This is a genomic window from Indolivaga macrotermitis, assembly GCF_900128985.1.
GTDB lineage: Bacteria > Bacteroidota > Bacteroidia > Bacteroidales > Dysgonomonadaceae > Dysgonomonas_A > Dysgonomonas_A macrotermitis.
This window is the reverse complement of sequence record NZ_FQUC01000006.1, coordinates 72,067-91,035: the sequence shown is the minus strand read 5'-3', so window position 1 is coordinate 91,035 and position 18,969 is coordinate 72,067. Positions and strand designations below refer to the sequence as shown.

At 37.5% G+C, this 18,969-nt stretch carries 13 protein-coding genes; 6 read left to right on the top strand and 7 right to left on the bottom strand.

What is annotated here, in order from left to right; genetic code table 11:
* Positions 1-25 precede the first annotated feature (25 nt).
* A complete protein-coding gene (locus tag BUC12_RS09675; protein ID WP_062180334.1) occupies positions 26-1,966 on the top strand; it encodes an AsmA family protein in 1,941 nt (646 codons plus the stop codon).
* Positions 1,967-2,025: 59 nt separating this feature from the next.
* Here BUC12_RS09675 and BUC12_RS09670 read toward each other — a convergent pair whose 3' ends face one another.
* Entirely contained in the window at positions 2,026-3,111 is a 1,086-nt protein-coding gene (locus BUC12_RS09670) for a hypothetical protein (protein ID WP_062180336.1), read from the bottom strand.
* Between the two features lie 298 nt (positions 3,112-3,409).
* Between BUC12_RS09670 and BUC12_RS09665 the strand changes: the two genes are divergently transcribed.
* A complete protein-coding gene (locus BUC12_RS09665) occupies positions 3,410-6,178 on the top strand; it encodes a leucine-rich repeat domain-containing protein (protein ID WP_221407222.1) in 2,769 nt (922 codons plus the stop codon).
* 71 nt (positions 6,179-6,249) lie between these two features.
* Here BUC12_RS09665 and der read toward each other — a convergent pair whose 3' ends face one another.
* From der to BUC12_RS09640, 5 genes are all read right to left on the bottom strand, one after another.
* Entirely contained in the window at positions 6,250-7,572 is a 1,323-nt protein-coding gene (der, locus tag BUC12_RS09660) for a ribosome biogenesis GTPase Der (RefSeq protein ID WP_062183555.1), read from the bottom strand.
* A gap of 293 nt (positions 7,573-7,865) precedes the next feature.
* Entirely contained in the window at positions 7,866-8,411 is a 546-nt protein-coding gene (locus BUC12_RS09655; protein ID WP_062183553.1) for a 2-oxoacid:acceptor oxidoreductase family protein, read from the bottom strand.
* A 31-nt stretch (positions 8,412-8,442) separates the two neighbouring features.
* Entirely contained in the window at positions 8,443-9,201 is a 759-nt protein-coding gene (locus BUC12_RS09650; RefSeq protein WP_062183549.1) for a thiamine pyrophosphate-dependent enzyme, read from the bottom strand.
* Positions 9,202-9,239: 38 nt separating this feature from the next.
* Positions 9,240-10,322 (bottom strand): 3-methyl-2-oxobutanoate dehydrogenase subunit VorB, encoded by a 1,083-nt coding sequence (locus tag BUC12_RS09645; RefSeq protein ID WP_062183546.1) that lies wholly within the window; start codon positions 10,320-10,322, stop codon positions 9,240-9,242.
* A gap of 115 nt (positions 10,323-10,437) precedes the next feature.
* Complete coding sequence (locus tag BUC12_RS09640) at positions 10,438-10,686, bottom strand: 4Fe-4S dicluster domain-containing protein (RefSeq protein WP_062183543.1); 249 nt, start codon at positions 10,684-10,686, stop codon at positions 10,438-10,440.
* A 486-nt stretch (positions 10,687-11,172) separates the two neighbouring features.
* Between BUC12_RS09640 and BUC12_RS09635 the strand changes: the two genes are divergently transcribed.
* The 4 genes from BUC12_RS09635 (at position 11,173) to BUC12_RS09620 (ending at position 18,412) form a co-directional block, all read left to right on the top strand.
* Positions 11,173-13,572: a TonB-dependent receptor gene (locus BUC12_RS09635; protein ID WP_062183539.1), complete on the top strand. Its 2,400-nt coding sequence runs from the start codon at positions 11,173-11,175 to the stop codon at positions 13,570-13,572.
* A 225-nt stretch (positions 13,573-13,797) separates the two neighbouring features.
* A complete protein-coding gene (gene recJ, locus BUC12_RS09630; protein ID WP_062183536.1) occupies positions 13,798-15,522 on the top strand; it encodes a single-stranded-DNA-specific exonuclease RecJ in 1,725 nt (574 codons plus the stop codon).
* A gap of 20 nt (positions 15,523-15,542) precedes the next feature.
* Positions 15,543-16,355 carry an MBL fold metallo-hydrolase gene (locus BUC12_RS09625; protein WP_082141941.1) on the top strand — a complete coding sequence of 271 codons (813 nt, stop codon included), beginning with the start codon at positions 15,543-15,545 and terminating at the stop codon, positions 16,353-16,355.
* Positions 16,356-16,498: 143 nt separating this feature from the next.
* Positions 16,499-18,412, top strand: coding sequence for a RecQ family ATP-dependent DNA helicase (locus BUC12_RS09620; RefSeq protein WP_062183533.1), 1,914 nt, complete (start codon positions 16,499-16,501; stop codon positions 18,410-18,412).
* Positions 18,413-18,472: 60 nt separating this feature from the next.
* On the opposite strand, the gene BUC12_RS09615 is transcribed toward BUC12_RS09620, so the two are convergent.
* Positions 18,473-18,880 carry a DUF3836 domain-containing protein gene (locus BUC12_RS09615; protein WP_062183526.1) on the bottom strand — a complete coding sequence of 136 codons (408 nt, stop codon included), beginning with the start codon at positions 18,878-18,880 and terminating at the stop codon, positions 18,473-18,475.
* Between the last annotated feature and the right edge of the window lie 89 nt (positions 18,881-18,969).

The window sequence follows — 18,969 nt, the reverse complement described above, 5'->3', positions numbered from 1 at the left end:
TTAGTTGTTTTAAATACAACGCATAATGAAGAAGAGTATAAAAAGAGGGTTGATTATTGGCGGAAGTGTTTTTGTTGCATTTCTGATTGCTTTATTAATAGTTCCTTTTCTGTTCGAGGGAAAGATTAGAGAATCTGTAATAGAAACGGCAAATCGTAAATTGAATGCTGAATTACATATTGAAAACTTGGGAATCAGCTTGTTTTCTAATTTTCCCAATATAACACTTTCCCTTGAAGACGTTGTTTTAAGTGGAATAAATGATTTTGAAGGAGATACTTTGATTAAAGCAAAGGCTGTAGATGTAGTTTTTTCTGCCAAAGGACTATTGAAGGGTAACTATACTGTATCTGGCATCAGAGTAGATAAAGGAGAAGTGTATGCTCTTTCTTTAGAAGATGGACGAAACAATTGGGATATTATAAAAACAGATACAGTTGTTGACTCGGTTCCGGTTGAAGATGTAACTTCATCTCATAAAGGAGGCTTTAACCTAGAACTTCGGAAAGTCTCTTTTTCCGAATGTAAACTGGTTTACGAAGACAGAGCCCGAAATCTGAACATATCATTCACCGGTTGTGACGGAAATATGTCCGGTGAAGTGTCGAACCCTGCTACAGAATTGAAATCGAAAGTGAATATAAATGAGATATTTTTTACAAAACATGGAATATCTTATCTGTCGGATATAAAAGGCTATGCCGAAACTTCTGTTAGTATAGATACAGAGAAAAAAGTATTAACTATACTCGAAAATTATATCCGTTTGAATGATTTGGAAGTCTCTATTGGAGGTACTGTCTCTTTACGTGAGAATAATGCGGCAGAGTTAGATTTAAGACTGGAAACTCTGAAGTCAGATACTCCATTCAAAAATTTATTGTCTGTTATTCCATCTTTTTATTCCAATGGCTTCAATGAAATAGCGACTGAAGGAAAGGCTTCAATACAAGCGTCAGTAAATGGTTTACTGCAAAACGGACATCATCCTGCTTTTGACTTTAGGGTATTGATAGAAGATGCTATGTTCCGGTATCCGTCATTACCGTCATCGGTAGATGATATTAACCTTGTTGCGGATATAAGAAGCAATGGTGATTCGTCAAATAATACAATTATAGATATAAGTAAATTAGAGTTTTCGATGGGAGGGAAGCCCTTCTCTGTCGTATTGAATATTGATAATACAGACTTTATAGCCAAATCGAAGGGTGTTATTAACCTTGCTGATATAAGGGATGTGTATCCATTGGATAAAGATATTCAGTTAAGAGGAAAACTTACGGTTGATCTTTCGGCTATGGATAAAAAGCTGGATCAGAGCCTTTCGGCTCAGGGATTCGTGAAAGCAGATAGTATATCTTATAAGAAGAAAGAAAGCCATGAGATATTAATAAATGGAGCGGAGTTAAGGCTTCTTCCACAGCCTAAGTCTATTATAAAGGGGAATCTTTATCTAAAATCGGATCGTTTTAATATAAGTAATGCCTCAGGGAGTCTTTATATAAATACCGATTTTTCTACAGATAGATTGATAAGTGATGATATTTCTCAGGTATTATCATCGTTGAATGCCACAGGTTTTGTGCAATCAGATGAAATAAAAGTTCATGATGTGGAGTTTCTGGACGATTTGTCGAGAGCCTTGAAAACAAACCTGTTGAAATCGCCTTCGGTTAAAGATCTAAATATCCGGTTTTCGGTAAAAGAAGGAAAAATATTAACTAAACCTTTCGTTATTAATCTGAATCAGATTGGCAGTCTGAGTCTGCAAGAAGGGAGTGTTAATCTAGAAGGAAATAGGTCTATTAATTATAAAGGAACCTTGTCTTTACCCCAAAGCCATATTAATAATGTGTCTTTAACGGTAAAGGGGACACTGGATAATCCTCAGATATCGGTTGATACGAAAAGTATTATAGGTAATATTGCGAATGGATTATTTAACTCTTCAAAGAAAAAGTAATAAAAAAAACAGGAGGAAATTATCCAACTTCCTCCTGTTCTTGCATAACTATTTTTGATTTAATGAGGAAGGCTCTTAGCTAGAGTTACCATTTGTGGTACAGTCATATCGGGGTTAGCTCCTTCGATAATATACTGAACATAAAACCCTCTAAGTGCACCATTAGGTAATTCGGTATATCCGTTTGGTGGCGATGTGTTCAGACCTAGTTTTACAATATCAGACTGAGCTTGGTCAATATATAAACGATATCCAAGTTCTGCATTTGTAAGCTTTCTACACCATCGGATAGACATCCAATGCCAGCTTTTTACAGTATCAAACTTTATATAATCATCTATTGTGACTCTTCCGTTCCAGGTTAGGATAACAGCAGCCTGTAAAAAACCATAAAAATCGCCGGTAGCAACATTGAATATCTCATAATCATCCTGATTATGGTTATGCTCTAATTTCCATTGTTGATCTCCATTGAAACGTGCACCACCTGGCATTAGGTTAAAACCGAATTTATTAGTATTTGTACTAGTGAACCAGTATGTATAATTATTTATAGCGGCAGGGTTGCTTCCTGGTTTGCAAGCTAACGCAGTTCTTACGCTATTCTCAGATCCATTTCCGCACATAGCGAAGAGTTGGGCTACTTCGGCATTGGAGGGAGATCCCCAGAGGCCGGCAGTTATAAGATTGCCGTCTTCTGTTATTTGGTAGTTATTCCGGTTACCTTCAATATATTCATAGTCAATCCGGTCATAGTAAGGTCCGAAATACTTATTGATATTTTGAATTGAAACATTATATTTCGAAGGGTTTAATCTGTATCTGGTGAGAGCCAAATCTATCTGGCTTCGGGACATGGCTTGTCCGGAATAATGATTAATATTGGAATCCATCCAATAATATTCCCCGATCTTTACTGCATAGTAGTATGCTGTTGTGCTTAGTCTTGGGTCAAAGAATTTGACAACAACTTTCCCTGCAACAGAAGGGAGAGGGTTTGGTTCTGTTGGAGTAGCTGGATCTGTGGGATCGGTTGGATCAGTAGGATTAGTTGGAATTTCTATTCCAGAATAATCGTCATCACTACTACATGACATAACACACATTGCCGAAATGATCAGCAATAATAATACTTTAATTTTCACGGTGTTGTTTTTTGTTATTTCCTAATATATCTGCGACAAAGATAGTAAATTTTACTATACAATGTCTTTCTGTATTATTAGACGTGTTTTTAACGCAATATGGAAATCAGTCTATGAGATACTCTCAAAGGTTGTGCGATTGAATTTTCAAGAATATTTATCATATCTTGTGGCGGATTTATGTAAAAATTTTATCTATATAGTGAATTAAAGATGATTTTTCATGAGTCCTTATTTATAAACAAAACTTTCTTACAAAATGAAAAACAAACTTTATTATTTGTTACTCAGTATTTTTATGAGTATTTCGTTAACACAGGCTCAGGTAGCACGAACTGTGGATGTAACTACCCCCGGAACATTAGGTTCTTTGTTAGGCGATGATTTATCGAAGGTGACAGACCTAATTATTACCGGTACTATTAATGCAGCTGACTTTACATCGATGAAAAGCATGACTGCTTTAAAAGTCTTGGATATGGGAGGAGCTACCATTGATAATGGTATGATACCTGCTTCTGCTTTTCAAGGGAGAAGGGTTGATAAGATTATTCTTCCGGAATCATTAATTACAATAGGGAGCTATGCTTTTAAAAATATTCAGAGTCCTTCCTTGGATTTCAGTAGATGTAATCAACTGACGACAATCGATGCTTACGCTTTTCAGAGTTCATCCATTATCTCGGGTATTGATTTAAGCTATTGTAGTTCATTAACAACCATTGGTTCTTTGGCCTTCGAATATGTTACAAGCCATGTTATTTTACCCGATAATATGATAAATCTGAGCAATGGATCATTTCAGGGTTTCTGTGGGACAGTCGATTTACCTGCAAAGTTGGAGACTATAGGTAGTAATGCGTTTCAGGGAGCCAAACTTCCCGAAGGTTTATCTTTACCTGCGTCATTAAAGAGTTTAGGTAACCAAGCTTTTAAAAATATTCAGAGTCCTTCTTTAGACTTCAGCAGATGCAATCAACTGACCACGATCAATGCTTACACTTTTCAGAGTTCATCCATTATCTCGGGTATTGATTTAAGTTATTGTAGTTCATTAACAACCATTGGTTCTTTGGCCTTCGAATATGTTACAAGCCATGTTATTTTACCCGATAATATGATAAATCTGAGCAATGGATCATTTCAGGGTTTCTGTGGGACAGTCGATTTACCTGCAAAGTTGGTGACTATAGGTAACGATGTGTTTCGAGATGCTAAAGTATTAAGTATTAATTTACCTCAATTAGTGGATAATATAGGTAATTATGCATTTTATAATTGTACTTTACTAACTTCATTGACATCACTTAATCCGACTCCACCGACATTGGGAACAGATGTTTTCTATGGTGTTAATAAAACCGCTTGTACTTTATATGTACCTAAAGAATCGATATCCTTATATTCAGCTACTGCCCAATGGAAAGATTTTCTATCAATACAACAGGAAATTAAGCCGATTCCACAAACAATCAAACTGTATTACACAGAAGACGGAGGCACTACAATTTTAGATGAATATCAGGGTGTACGTATTGGAGAATATTACTGGATGGACAGCAATTTCCGCAATCCAACAGATATTGATGTTACCAAATCGCAGATAGACTATGCTCATGATACTTACGGAATGTTTGATAAGCAATCTACAGCACCCGACAGTCGTACTTATTGGGATTATTTAGGGGCACAAATGGGAATTACAAATCCAAGTGAATCTGATATAACAACAAAATTATTGCCGGAATTCCAGAAATATTACGGAACATATTATACGATGAATCGTGACCGTATAAACAAGTTGAGTTATGTGCGTCGTTTTGGTTCTTTGAAAGAAGTCGTAAATAATGAATTGAGGGGAGAGGATGTAATAACTCATTATTGGGATGGAATCCGTTCTATAGTACAATCAAAATACTGGGATTTGCCTACTGCAGCAGATATATTGCAGTTGATCGCCATGTGTGGACACGGAACTATGCCCGAAGTACGTCAGTTCTTATCTTATAAAGAAAATGAGGTTCCGGTATCTTTTGTAGCACCCGGTTTTGACTGGTTCTATCCAAATGCGGCAAATTTCGGAACTTCAACTTATCCGTCTGATACATTTGATCCGACTAATACAAATAAATATGGAATGAATATAGTACCAGGAGGATTTCGTTGGGGGGTAACTCAGTCTAGTCTGAGAGTAAAAACCGAGCAAGGGTTTACTACTCTGTATAATGTTCCGGCGGATGAATTGGTGGGAGCAGGTTTGGATCAGGCACTGGCATTACCTATCATAGATAAGAATAAAGATGCAATGAATATTGAATCGCGAATCTTTACTTCTTTCCAATTAGGAGACCATCCTGTTATTTCTTATGGAGAATATGCTTCGTCAGATGCTATTCCTATGCGTTGGTGTAGAGCATTAACCGACGAAGAGTTAGGATATAAACTGTATATTAATCAGAATATGACTGGTGAAAATTATGCAGCGTCTCCTATGGTTATTTATGCGGCTATGATCGGATTTCAATATACGAACAGAGAACGTTCTGGCGAAGAAGTATTATTGGAAAAGGTAAGAAACGGAGTTATCAATAAGGATGATATCTCGATAATAAAATTAGGTTTGGACGAAGTAGCACCAGAAGGTTATGTAGAATTACCCCGGGGATATATCAGAGGATTCTATGTCCAATATATCTTGGATAATGCAAGTCCACGAAAAACACTATCAGATATAATTGACATAGCTTTGATCAATCCTTCTGTCTGGATTAAGCAGGTTTCTTCGGCGGCGACCAGTGACGAAAATGTTGAAGCGAGAACATTAGTACAGGATGCTAATGAAGCAACATCAATCTCGATTTACCCGAATCCGGTGACAGATGTGTTGTACATCAATTCGGGTTCGCAGATAGACGCAGTCAATATTTATACAGTAAATGGACAACTTGTACTAGCTCAGAAACACATAGGTTCATCGGTGGATGTATCGCATCTGTCATCCGGAGTATATGTTTTGAAAGTGTTGTCAAACGGAAAGGAATCGGTTCATAAGATTATGAAAAAATAATATAAGAACGATTAATATGTAAAAAAGCAGGATTTGTTAATCCTGCTTTTTTATTTTATGACGCACAAAAATTATTTTTCCCTGATAATAATATTAATAGGAGTACCCGAAAGATTCCAATGGTCACGAATACGGTTTTCGAGGAAACGCTTATACGGATCTTTTATCCATTGAGGTAAGTTACAGAAAAATACAAAAGTCGGAACCTGTGTATTAGGTAACTGTGTAATGTATTTGATTTTTATATATTTACCTTTATTAGAGGGCGGTGGTGTACGTTCGATAATAGGTAAAAGAAGCTCATTCAGTTTATGAGTAGGTATTCTTACCTTTTTGTGATTATAGACTTCTTTAGCTGTTTCCAGAACTTTCAGTATTCGTTGCTTGGTTAGTGCCGAAGCGAAAACAATAGGGAAGTCGGTAAACGGAGCTAAACGGTTGCGGATAGCTTCTTCGAAAGTTTTAATTACTACTTGTTCTTTATTCTCTACCAGATCCCATTTATTTACACAAACAACCAAACCTTTCCGGTTCTTTTGAATAATAGAAAAGATATTTAAGTCCTGACTCTCGATACCCTGTGTTGCATCAAGCATAAGCACGCACACATCCGAATTCTCGATTGCCTTGATAGAACGGATGACGGAGTAATATTCTAAGTCTTCGATAACCTTTCCTTTTTTACGGATACCGGCTGTATCTACCAAATAGAAGTCCATGCTGAATTTATCGAATCTGGTGTATATCGAGTCACGAGTGGTTCCTGCTATGTTGGTAACTATATTACGTTCTTCACCGATCAGGGCATTTACGAACGAAGACTTTCCTGCATTAGGGCGACCTACGATCGCTATACGAGGTACGTTTTCTTCAAAAGCTTCAAATTCAGCTTCTTCCTTTTTAGGGAATTTGGCTATTATTTCATCCAAAAGATCTCCTGTTCCTGCACCGTTGATAGCAGATATATTCATTGGATCGCCAAGTCCGAATGTATAAAACTCAGCAGATAACGAATGTACGTTGAAATTATCGGCTTTGTTAGATACCAGTATGATTGGTTTCTTAGCTCTTCTCAATATTCCGGCCACACCTAAATCCAAGTCGGTAACACCGTTCATTATATCAACAACGAAAAGTATTACATCTGCTTCCTGAATAGCTATTGCTACTTGCTTATTGATTTCTTCTTCGAAGATATCATCAGAATTTACAACCCATCCACCTGTATCAACAAGCGAAAATTCTTTTCCACCCCATTCAACTATTCCGTATTGTCTGTCGCGAGTCGTACCCGAAGTTTCGTCGACAATTGCTTGACGGGTTTGTGTCAAACGATTGAATAACGTCGATTTTCCCACATTAGGGCGTCCGACTATCGCTACTAAATTTCCCATAAATTCTTAAACTCTAATAAATGTAAGTATGTATCTATCTTATTACTGTGTAAAGATCAAAAGCTCAGCCGGCTTTAATTAACAGAAATCATTTAATGATACATTTTTAATGTATAAAAGGTTATTGTTGTTTTACTTACAAAACCAATAAAAAGGTCTGAGACCTTAGATTTTTTGCAAAGTTACACATTTTTATCGGTTTATGCTTTTCCCGACTGTAGTTTGCTTAAAAAAATGCAGACCGGAACGGAATTACCGAACCGGCCTGTATTATGCTTTGATTGAGGGCCTGTCTATTTTATTTCTTCAACAATTTCCATTCCGGTAATAATTGCTTTTTCGTTCATCGGCAAGAGTCCGTGATGTCTGACAGGAAGGGTCTTTTTCAAGCCCATCATTACATGCTCCAGATCTACTATTGGCTTAACCTTCAGAAGCCCGCCTAATACAATCATATTGAATGCTTTTTGATTTTGCATTTCTGTGGCTTTGGCCATTGCATCTACTTTATAAATCGATATATCTTTACGTGTAGGAGGACGGTGTATACCATCGGGATCGTATAATAAAATTCCTCCCGGCTTTACTTGCGATTCGAATTTCTCTAATGATGGCTGATTGAGAATGATAGCAATATCGTATTCACTTACAATAGGTGAACTGATAACGTTATCGCTCAATATTACTGTTACATTGGAAGTACCGCCACGCTGCTCGGGGCCGTACGAAGGAAACCACGAAACCTCTTTTCCTTCCATTAATCCCGAATATGCGAGTATTTTACCCATCGACAAAACTCCTTGTCCTCCAAATCCGGCTATAATTATTTCGTTTACCATTTTATTCTTTTCTGTAAGATAAAATTAGATATTAAATGTCTTTTAAATCACCAATCGGATACACAGGAAACATATTGTCTACCATCCAGTCATTAGCTCCGGCAGGAGTCATTTTCCATCCTGCATTACAGGTCGAAACTATTTCTACAATAGACGTTCCTTTGCCATCCAGTGAATTTTGGAAGGCTTTGGCAATCATTCTTTTCGCTTTTTTTACGGCAGGGGCTGTATGTACACTTTGACGTGTAGCAAAACATACACCTTCGAGCTGGGCGAGAAGATCTGTAATTTTTAGAGGGTAACCATTTTCATATGTGTCGCGCCCGTTAGGTGTTGTGGACGTTTTCATTTTAGACAATGTTGTTGGAGCCATCTGGCCACCGGTCATACCATATATACCATTGTTGATAAATATAATAGCTATATTTTCGCCCCGGTTTGCAGCATGTATTGTTTCAGCTGTTCCAATTGCGGCTAAGTCTCCGTCTCCTTGATAGGTGAATACCATTTTGTCAGGACAAAGGCGTTTTATAGCAGTGGCTACTGCAGGAGCACGTCCATGGGCAGCTTCCTGCCAGTCGATATCCACATAATCATATGCAAATACTGCACAACCTACGGGAGCTATGGCTATCGTTTTTTCACGCAGTCCCATCTCGTCAATAATTTCCGCAATGAGTTTATGTACAACACCATGCGAACATCCCGGACAGTAATGCATCTGATTGTCATTCATCAGTTCGGGTTTGGCATACACCAAATTTTTAGGATCTACTATACTGGTGTTCATATATTGATATTCTTAAATGTGATTGAATTCTGAATAGTTTATTTTATTAGTTTTTGTTTCAATGCCGAAACAACTTCGAACGGTGTAGGAATGATTCCTCCCAGACGCCCAAAATGCTCTACAGGAACTTTTCCGTTTACGGCAAGGCGTACGTCTTCGACCATTTGTCCGGCATTGAACTCAACAGTCAGTATACCTTTTACCTTAGAAGCATATTGATTAATGATATCGGAAGGGTAGGGCCAGAGCGTAATCGGGCGGATAATACCTACCTTGATACCTTCGGCTTTCGCTAATTCTGCTGCTTTTTGACTGATACGGGCAGCAGACCCGAATGCAACGATCAGGTAATCCATGTCGTCACAATCTATTTCCTGATAACGTATTTCCGATTCCTCTATCTTTCTGTATTTCTCTTGTAAGTTGATATTGATGCGTTCCATTGCGTGCGCATCCAGTTCGAGAGTTGTAATAATGTTGGGTTTACGATCCGGAGTTTTTCCGAGGGTAGCCCATGGGCATTGTTTTCTGATTTCTTCTTCGGTGCGTCTTCTCCTGAATTCGGGTAGTTTTACCTTTTCCATCATTTGACCTATAACACCGTCGGTAAGAATCATTACGGGTGTCGAATGCTTAAATGCCAGTTCGAAACCTAATCCGACGAAGTCGGACATCTCTTGTACCGATGCAGGAGCCAGGGTTACCATTTTATAATCGCCATGTCCTCCGCCTTTTACGGTCTGAAAATAGTCGGATTGCGATGGCTGTATAGTTCCCAGTCCGGGTCCTCCACGCATTACGTTGATAACGAGGCAAGGAAGACTTCCTGCAGCGAGATACGACAGTCCTTCCTGCATAAGGCTTAGTCCGGGGCTGGACGATGATGTCATCACCGCTTTGCCACATCCGGCGCCACCATATACCATATTGATAGATGCGGTTTCACTTTCGGCCTGTAGCACAACCATTCCTGTTGTTTTCCAGGGAGCTTCGGCCATCAGGGTTTCTAATATTTCGGATTGTGGGGTGATCGGATAACCGAAATATCCGTCGACACCTAATCTGATAGCGGCATGAGCAACAGCTTCATTGCCTTTCATTAAATATATTTCTTCAGACATAATGTAACATTGATCGTTTTTTACAAAAGACAGAACTATATCGAAAGACTTACGATATGATTATTCGTTAATCAGACAACTAAGATACTGCCTAAAAATAAAAAGATACAACAAATTATTTTGCTGTATCAGTGGTTATATTTTTTTGTTTGTATATCGTCAGACAGGCATCGGGGCAAACATATCCACAATTGGCGCATCCGATACAAGCATCTTCGTTCTTCATATATACGTAATGGTAGCCTTTTTGGTTTACCTCCCGCGGTTGTAGTTCTAAAACATCACAAGGACAGGATACTACGCATAAGTCACAGCCTTTGCAGCGTTCTACATCGACCACTACTGTTCCTTTAACTTTAGCCATTTCTTAATTTAAGTGATAGTTGTCAAATTAAATCAGGTCTCAGAATTATAAATATGTACTATTGTTTAATGAGTACCTTTTAGATTTTCCTATATCTATGTGTGCAAAGTTAAATTAATAATATTGCATTTCGGGTTTATTCGATCATAAAGTTCTTAACAGAATGTTAACGAATCTTTTATGAATAGACTTAAACTCCAATCATATAGGAGGTTTGGCTATAGATATTTGATTTGGATGTCGGAGAAATATTCCGGAATGAAGTTTCTTTTATCCCGGATATATGATACTAATATATTTTTTACCTGAAGTTTCATCATAAAATTGACATGAAAATATTCAAAATATAGATTAACTTTGTGAACTTAGGGTATTTTTACCTAAATACATGTTATATAACACTGTTGAATATTTATAGTTCATCATTGATGATGTTAATAATAAGGACGGCTAGATAGGGAAAATCTAATTTCATAATCTGAATAGATGACAGCAAAACAAATTTTATATATATTTTTATTTCTGTTCGCAACGGTATCTTTAGCTACAGCACAACAAGCTAAGATAAGTGGAACTGTGACAAATTTCGATAATAAGCCGGTTGATTTTGTGAGGGTATCGATCAAAGGTTCCATATCAGGCGATTTTACCAATGGACAGGGAAAGTATCAGATAACAGTGCCTATGGGAGATTCTATTACTCTCGAATTTTCATCTTTGGGCTATCAGAAAGCAGAACGGAAAATAGAGAAAGTTTCCGGCAATATGGTTGTAAATATCATGCTTCGCGAAAAGGTGCTGGAAGAAGTAACTGTCACCGGTTCTCAGGCGCAGACTAATACAATGGGGAAGATAGAATTGGGTAACTCTAATCTGTTGACCGATCCTTCTATCGAAGCTCGTATATCGATGGAAAGCGGGGTTAGTAAAACCAATGAATTGAGTAATCAGTATTCGGTACGGGGTGGTAATTACGATGAAAATCTGGTGTATGTGAATGGGATTGAAATTTACAGACCCTTGCTGATCAGGTCGGCACAACAGGAAGGTCTTAGCTTTTTGAATCCGAGTATGACTAAAGATGTGAAATTTTCTACCGGAGGTTTTGATGCTTCTTATGGAGACAAGATGTCTTCGGTTCTTGATATTACCTACAAACAACCTACCGAATTTGAGGCAATGGTTTCTGGAAGCTTATTGGGAGCCAACGCATATATCGGAAGTTCAACCGGAAGATTTTCTCAAATTACAGGATTCAGGTATAAAACGACTAAAAATTTATTAGGCACTACTGATACGGAAGCGGAATACGATCCCGAATTTATAGATGCTCAAACATATATGACATTCAAGATAGCACCGAAATGGGAAGTAAGCTTTCTCGGAAACTTATCAAGTAATGTCTTTAAATTTACTCCACAAAGCAGAGAAACCAAATACGGATCGATGAGTGATTCGAAAAACTTCAAAGTATATTTTGATGGTTGGGAGCACGATAAGTTCCTTACTTATTTCGGGGCTTTGAGCCTGAAAGGCAAGCTGACCGAAAATTTGGAATTAGGATTCTCGGGTTCTGCATTCTCTACCCGGGAGTATGAACGATACGATATCTCCGGCGAATATCAGCTAACGGATGCCGGACTCGAGTCGGGTGGGGTCGAAGATCAGAATGGAAGCCTGCTGGCAATAGGCTCATATTTGGAGCATGCCCGTAATAAACTGAATGCTGATGTATCAACGCTTAGCCATTCGGGTTCATTTAAGTTTAATAATCACGATATAAAATGGGGTTTTACTTTTCAAAAGGAAAAGATCGAAGATAAAATCAAAGAATGGACAGTCCGTGACTCTGCCGGATATTCAATCCCCAATGTACCGAATTTGGTTAGTGTTTACACAAATCAGAGAGGCGATAATTCGATTAACTCTAACCGGTATTCCGGATATGTGCAAGATACCTATCGCTTTACTGCGGGCGAAAGCCTTTTCTATCTTAATGCCGGAGTCCGTTTCAGTCATTGGACTTTTAATAAAGAAACGATAATAAGCCCCCGCGCTTCACTGGCGTATGTTCCCAGTAGTTCGTTCGTGCTGCGTTTCGCAACAGGTTTGTATTATCAGGCACCTTTTTATAAGGAATATCAACGGATAGTAACTACTGACGGCAATTCGGTGATAGAACTCAATAAAGATATCAAGTCTCAGAAATCTTTACAGTTTGTACTGGGAGGAGACTATAAATTTACGGCAGCAGATCGCCCCTTTAAGTTTACAAGCGAGGTATATTATAAACATTTGACGGATTTGGTTCCATACACAGTTGATAATGTGAAAATTCGATATTCCGGTGAGAATTCGGGAAAAGGGTATGCAATGGGGTTGGATATGAAGCTTTTCGGGGAGTTTATCAAAGGGACTGATAGCTGGATAAGTCTTTCGTTAATGAAAACACAGCAGGAAGTTGATGGTATAAAAGCACCGTTGCCTACAGATCAGGGATATAATTTGTCGTTCTTTTTCAGGGATTATTTTCCCGGTATCGAACGGCTGACAATGAATCTGAGTGCAAGTCTTTCCCAAGGATTACCTCAAACGCCTCCAAATTCAGGATTTATCAGTTCCGATGTATTCCGTACTCCGGCTTACAAGAGAGTTGATATCGGTTTTGCATGGCAGGTTCTGGGTGAAAGCTTCGATATAAGGAACAGAAGCGCATTCTGCGGATCGTTCAAAAATATATGGTTAGGTGCAGATATATTTAATCTATTTGATATCAAAAATACTAATTCGTATTATTGGATAAATGACGTTTTTAACCAGCAATATGCTGTACCGAACTATTTGACTGGACGTCAGATAAATTTCAAAATTGTAGCGGAGTTTTAACTCTTACAGATCGGGTATTTATATATTCTTATCTGCCAACTTTTTGAAATTTTTCTTCAATAAAAACTTCTGCAATCTGTCTGTTGTTATATATTAAGTACTATCTTTACGTATTATACTTCTTGGTAAGCATATGAAAAGTGACTTGCTTTGGAATGCTTTGAGATAGAAGTTTCGGAGGTCGATCGAATCTCCCCGCGACAGGAAAAGAAAAACAAATATATAATGATTTACAGATGGAATTACGAACCATTAACACCCAGAGATACAGAACGGAAAGATGAACTAGCTAAACAGATGAATTTACACCCTGCTCTATGCCAATTGCTGATACAGCGTGGTATAGATACTGTAGATGAAGCTGATAGATTCTTTCATCCGAACTTGAAAAATCTTCATGATCCTTTTTTACTGCCCGATATGGATAAAGCGGTGAAAAGGATAGAAAAAGCTTTGGGACAGAAAGAGCGTATCTTGGTATATGGTGATTATGATGTGGATGGTACAACGGCAGTTGCGTTAGTCTACAAGTTTTTAAGAAAATTCACAACAAACCTCGATTATTATATTCCTGACAGATATGATGAGGGATATGGTATTTCGGAGCAGGGGATTGACTACGCATCGAGTACCGATGTAAAGTTGATTGTTGCACTCGATTGTGGAATAAAATCGATTGAAAAGGTCGAATATGCCAAAAGCAAAGGGATAGATTTTATAATATGTGATCATCATATGCCAGATGAAACATTGCCCGATGCTGTGGCTGTTGTAGATGCGAAACGATCGGATTCCGTTTATCCTTACGAGCATCTTTCGGGTTGTGGGGTAGGTTTTAAGCTGGCGCAGGCATTAGCTCAAAACAATAAGATTGATTTTAGCGAATTATTAGACTTATTGGATTTAGTTGCTTTAAGTATAGCATCTGATATTGTCCCTTTGACGGGAGAGAATCGGGTGTTAACTCATTTTGGACTTAAACAATTGAATAATAATCCCAGTATGGGATTGAAAGGAATAATCGATATATGCGGTTTAAGCCATAAGGCAATAACAGTGAGCGATATAGTGTTCAAAATAGGTCCACGCATTAATGCTTCGGGCAGGATGATGAACGGAAAAGAGGCTGTAGATCTGCTTTTGGCAAATTCATCGCAAGATGCACGGGTTAAAAGTGAAAATATAGACCATTACAACGATAACCGTCGCGAACTTGATAAGCGTATAACTGACGAAGCAACAGGATTTATAGAATCTTCGTTAGAAATTGGTAAAGTGAACAGTATCGTTATTTATAACGAAAACTGGCACAAGGGTGTAATAGGTATTGTTGCTTCACGAATTACGGAAAAATATTATAGGCCGGCTGTAGTACTCACTAAGTCGAATGACCTGATCACAGGATCGGCACGGTCGGTAATGGGCTTTGATGTATATAAGGCAATAGAGGCATGTAAAGATATTCTTGAAAACTTTGGCGGGCATACATATGCAGCAGGACTCTCTTTGAAAGAAGAAAATCTACCCGAGTTTAAAAGGCGTTTCGAAGCTATGTCAGTTGAGTTGATTGCTCCCGAAATGATGTGTCCGCAGATAGATATTGATGCAGAACTGACATTTAAAGATATAGACGCTAAATTTGTTTCGGATTTGAATAAATTTGCGCCTTTCGGCCCCGAGAACCTGAATCCTGTTTTTGTAACCCGCAATGTAAGCGATTATGGAACCAGTAAACTGGTCGGAAAAGACCATCTGCATATCAAACTCGATATGTTTGATGCTACCAGCAGTGCATTGATTCATGGTATTGCATTCAGACAAAGCGATAATTACCAGTTGGTAAAAACCGATATGTTCGATGTATGTTATACTCTCGAGCAGAATATTCATAATGGAAAGACCAATACCCAGCTTTATATAAAAGATATTGATAAAGGACAATTTACTTAATTAATTTAAATTGAAGATAAATGAAAATAACGACAACATTTATACTTGCCGCTCTATTCGCAACATCTGTTTTTATGGCTTGTTCGACTGATAAAAAGAATGAAACAAATAGTAATGCTTCAACATATTTGGATACTATGGCAAAAGAGGAAGCACCTATAATTAGTACTGATACATATATTACAGATAACGGTGAATTGAATGTATCATTGTTGGGGCATGCTTCGCTTGTGTTAACATATAAAGGCAAAATTATACATGTCGATCCCTATTCGGAAGTTGCCGATTATTCGGTTCAACCTAAGGCAGATTTGATATTGTTGACTCACGAACATTTCGATCATCTGGATACGGCGGCAATCAATAAAATAAAAAAAGCGGATACTCACTTTATATCATCTAAGGTTGTGAAAGACATTCTTGGACATGGTGAGGCTATTAATAACGGAGGTAAAACTGTTTTCGATAGTATAGCAATAGAGGCTGTACCTGCTTACAATATTGTAAATAAAAATCCGGAAGGAGAATATTATCACCCTAAAGGAAGAGGTAACGGATATGTGCTTACTATAGGAGGCAAAAAAGTGTATATTGCCGGTGATACAGAAAATATTCCGGAAATGGACAATCTAAAAGATATATATATCGCTTTTCTTCCAAAGAATTTGCCATATACTATGACAGACGACATGTTTGTAGATGCAGCAACGAGGGTTAAACCCGTGTATCTGTATCCATATCATTTTTCGGACTTTAATGATAAGAATATCGAGAAGGCACTGAAAGATACAGATATTAAAATTCTGGTGCGCCCGATGTCTAGTAAGGAATAAGAGAAGTCACTCTATTGTTGTTGTTTTAAAGCAAAGTAAGTATTTAACAATATGTTTTCGGAGCATAACGGATTATTCTTGTTTTACTTACAAAACCAGTAAAAAGGTCTGAGACCTTAATATACTCCAGAGATAATATCGAAGTGGATATTTTTCATCAAATACTTTATCAATATTGGGGGTATGATCGCTTTCGTCCTTTACAGGAAGATATAATAAAGTCGGTCTATACAGGCAAAGATACTTTGGGGCTAATGCCTACCGGAGGAGGGAAATCTATCACTTTTCAGGTACCGGCGTTAGCTCTTGATGGATTATGCCTGGTAATAACACCTCTTATAGCCTTGATGAAAGATCAGGTTGATAATCTGAAGAGTAAAGGAATAAAGGCTTTGGCTATTTATTCGGGTATGACTCATAACGAGATTATAACGACTCTGGAGAATGCGATACTCGGCGATTACAAATTTCTTTATATCTCACCCGAACGTCTTGGAACAAGATTATTCCAGACAAAGTTGAAAGACATGCATATCTGCATGCTGGCGGTGGATGAGGCGCATTGTATCTCTCAGTGGGGATACGATTTCCGTCCTTCGTATATGAATATTGCTACAGTAAGGGAACAGTTGCCCGGTGTGCCTGTCTTAGCATTAACGGCAACAGCTACACCTGAAGTTATTGACGATATACAGGATACTCTCGGATTTAAAGAAAAGAATGTTTTCAGGAAAAGCTTCGAGCGGAAGAATTTGGCCTATATTGTCCGTTATACCGACAATAAGTTGGCCTCACTTATACAAATTCTTTCTAAAACGCAAGGTTCTGCTATAGTTTATGTGCGTAGCCGTTTAAGGACAAAAGAAATATCGGCAGATCTCGAAAAAAATGGATTTTCTTCGGCTTATTATCATGCGGGTTTGCCCTCGTATGAGAAAACATTGAGGCAAAATGCTTGGAAAAATAATGAATGTAGAGTAATAGTATCTACTAATGCTTTCGGGATGGGGATAGATAAGCCCGATGTAAGGCTTGTGGTGCATATGGATCTTCCCAATTCAATCGAGGAATATTATCAGGAAGCAGGCCGGGCAGGCCGGGATGAGCAGAAAGCCTATGCTATAATCCTTTACAATAAAACAGACAGTACAAAGCTTAAGAAACGTATCGCAGATGAATATCCCGAAAGAGATTTTGTGGTGAATGTGTATGAAACATTGGCCTATTTTTTTCAGATAGCGGAAGGTTCTGGTTTGGATATGGTTTATGACTTTAACCTGCATCTGTTTTGTGCGACTTACAAATTCCCCATTTTGCCGACACATAATGCTCTGAAAATATTGGATCTGGCTGGCTATATCGAATATACGGATGAAGCGGATAATAAATCGAGGCTTATTTTCTCTGTATATCGGGATGAGTTGTATAAATATGATTTTGATAGGGATTACGAACTTTTGATAAATATCATCTTACGTTTATATACAGGCCTTTTTGCCGACTATGTAAATATAAATGAAGGAGAGATTGGTATACATCTGCAAAAAAGCCGGAAAGAAGTATACGAAATGCTTAAGGTATTGAGTAAAAGAAGAATTATAGATTATATTCCATTTAAAAAAACTCCTTTTATTGTTTATACGCAATCCCGTTTGTCGCTCAAGTATATTGTTATACCCAAAAGTGTATATGAGGTAAGAAAAGAACGGTTTACAAAGCGTATATCGGGAATCATAGACTATGTAGAACATACCGGAGTCTGCCGGAGCAGGATGTTATTGTCTTATTTTGGCGAAAAGAATAGTTCTGATTGCGGATATTGTGATGTTTGTTTGTCTAAAAACGATTCGGGTGTCACTAACTATATATTTGAAGAAATTACGAATTCAATAAATTCATTATTAACCGAATCACAAAGTTTAGCTGTCGATGATATAATTGATACACTTTCAGGTTATTCAAAAGATCACATACTGAGAGTGATACGCTTTCAGTCAGATAGAGGTATTTATTCTATGTCAGACGGAGGATTGACTATCAGTAATAAAAAAAACTAGGTCTACTTCACAGCAGACCTAGCCTATTTATATAATTAAGTGAAATTTAAAGTAGCTTACTTATTTAGCAGATAAATTTTCCTCGTTTTGGGTATAAGATATGTGTTGAGCTTCTCCCCAATTTCTAGTTTTTTCATTCCAAGAATGGCGTGTCACACTCGCAACTGTTGCACCATTGTATGTATAATCCATTTTATCAACCGGCGACCAGTTCTTTTCAACGGAATTCCAAATGTATGTAACTTTTGATACACACAGACCTTGTTCGTTCATTGTATTTACTTTCTTTTTGAAAGGTATTAGATTTTCACTTTTACCATCCCCTTTAAAGTAAGTAGTTGATACTACATTGTCTTGTTTTTCTACGTTATGATAGAGTAAAGCGTCAGAGTCTGCTTTCACTACCAAAGAATTAGTTACAAATAAAAATAATGCAACAATAACTGAAGTAAAAACATTTGCTTTCATAATGTCATATATTTAAATTGTTGAACTTATGTTTTGTTATTATTATGATGTAAAAGTAGGTGAAATTTCGATATGTTCATAGCAAAATG

What these genes read in the sequence shown, in the direction of transcription:
- BUC12_RS09655 (WP_062183553.1), bottom strand. Translation starts at nt 8,411, where the DNA reads ATGGTAAACGAAATAATTATAGCCGGATTTGGAGGACAAGGAGTTTTG.
- BUC12_RS09665 (WP_221407222.1), top strand. Translation starts at nt 3,410, where the DNA reads ATGAGTATTTCGTTAACACAGGCTCAGGTAGCACGAACTGTGGATGTA.
- BUC12_RS09675 (WP_062180334.1), top strand. Translation starts at nt 26, where the DNA reads ATGAAGAAGAGTATAAAAAGAGGGTTGATTATTGGCGGAAGTGTTTTT.
- BUC12_RS09645 (WP_062183546.1), bottom strand. Translation starts at nt 10,322, where the DNA reads ATGTCTGAAGAAATATATTTAATGAAAGGCAATGAAGCTGTTGCTCAT.
- recJ (WP_062183536.1), top strand. Translation starts at nt 13,798, where the DNA reads ATGATTTACAGATGGAATTACGAACCATTAACACCCAGAGATACAGAA.
- der (WP_062183555.1), bottom strand. Translation starts at nt 7,572, where the DNA reads ATGGGAAATTTAGTAGCGATAGTCGGACGCCCTAATGTGGGAAAATCG.
- BUC12_RS09640 (WP_062183543.1), bottom strand. Translation starts at nt 10,686, where the DNA reads ATGGCTAAAGTTAAAGGAACAGTAGTGGTCGATGTAGAACGCTGCAAA.
- BUC12_RS09625 (WP_082141941.1), top strand. Translation starts at nt 15,543, where the DNA reads ATGAAAATAACGACAACATTTATACTTGCCGCTCTATTCGCAACATCT.
- BUC12_RS09635 (WP_062183539.1), top strand. Translation starts at nt 11,173, where the DNA reads ATGACAGCAAAACAAATTTTATATATATTTTTATTTCTGTTCGCAACG.
- BUC12_RS09650 (WP_062183549.1), bottom strand. Translation starts at nt 9,201, where the DNA reads ATGAACACCAGTATAGTAGATCCTAAAAATTTGGTGTATGCCAAACCC.
- BUC12_RS09615 (WP_062183526.1), bottom strand. Translation starts at nt 18,880, where the DNA reads ATGAAAGCAAATGTTTTTACTTCAGTTATTGTTGCATTATTTTTATTT.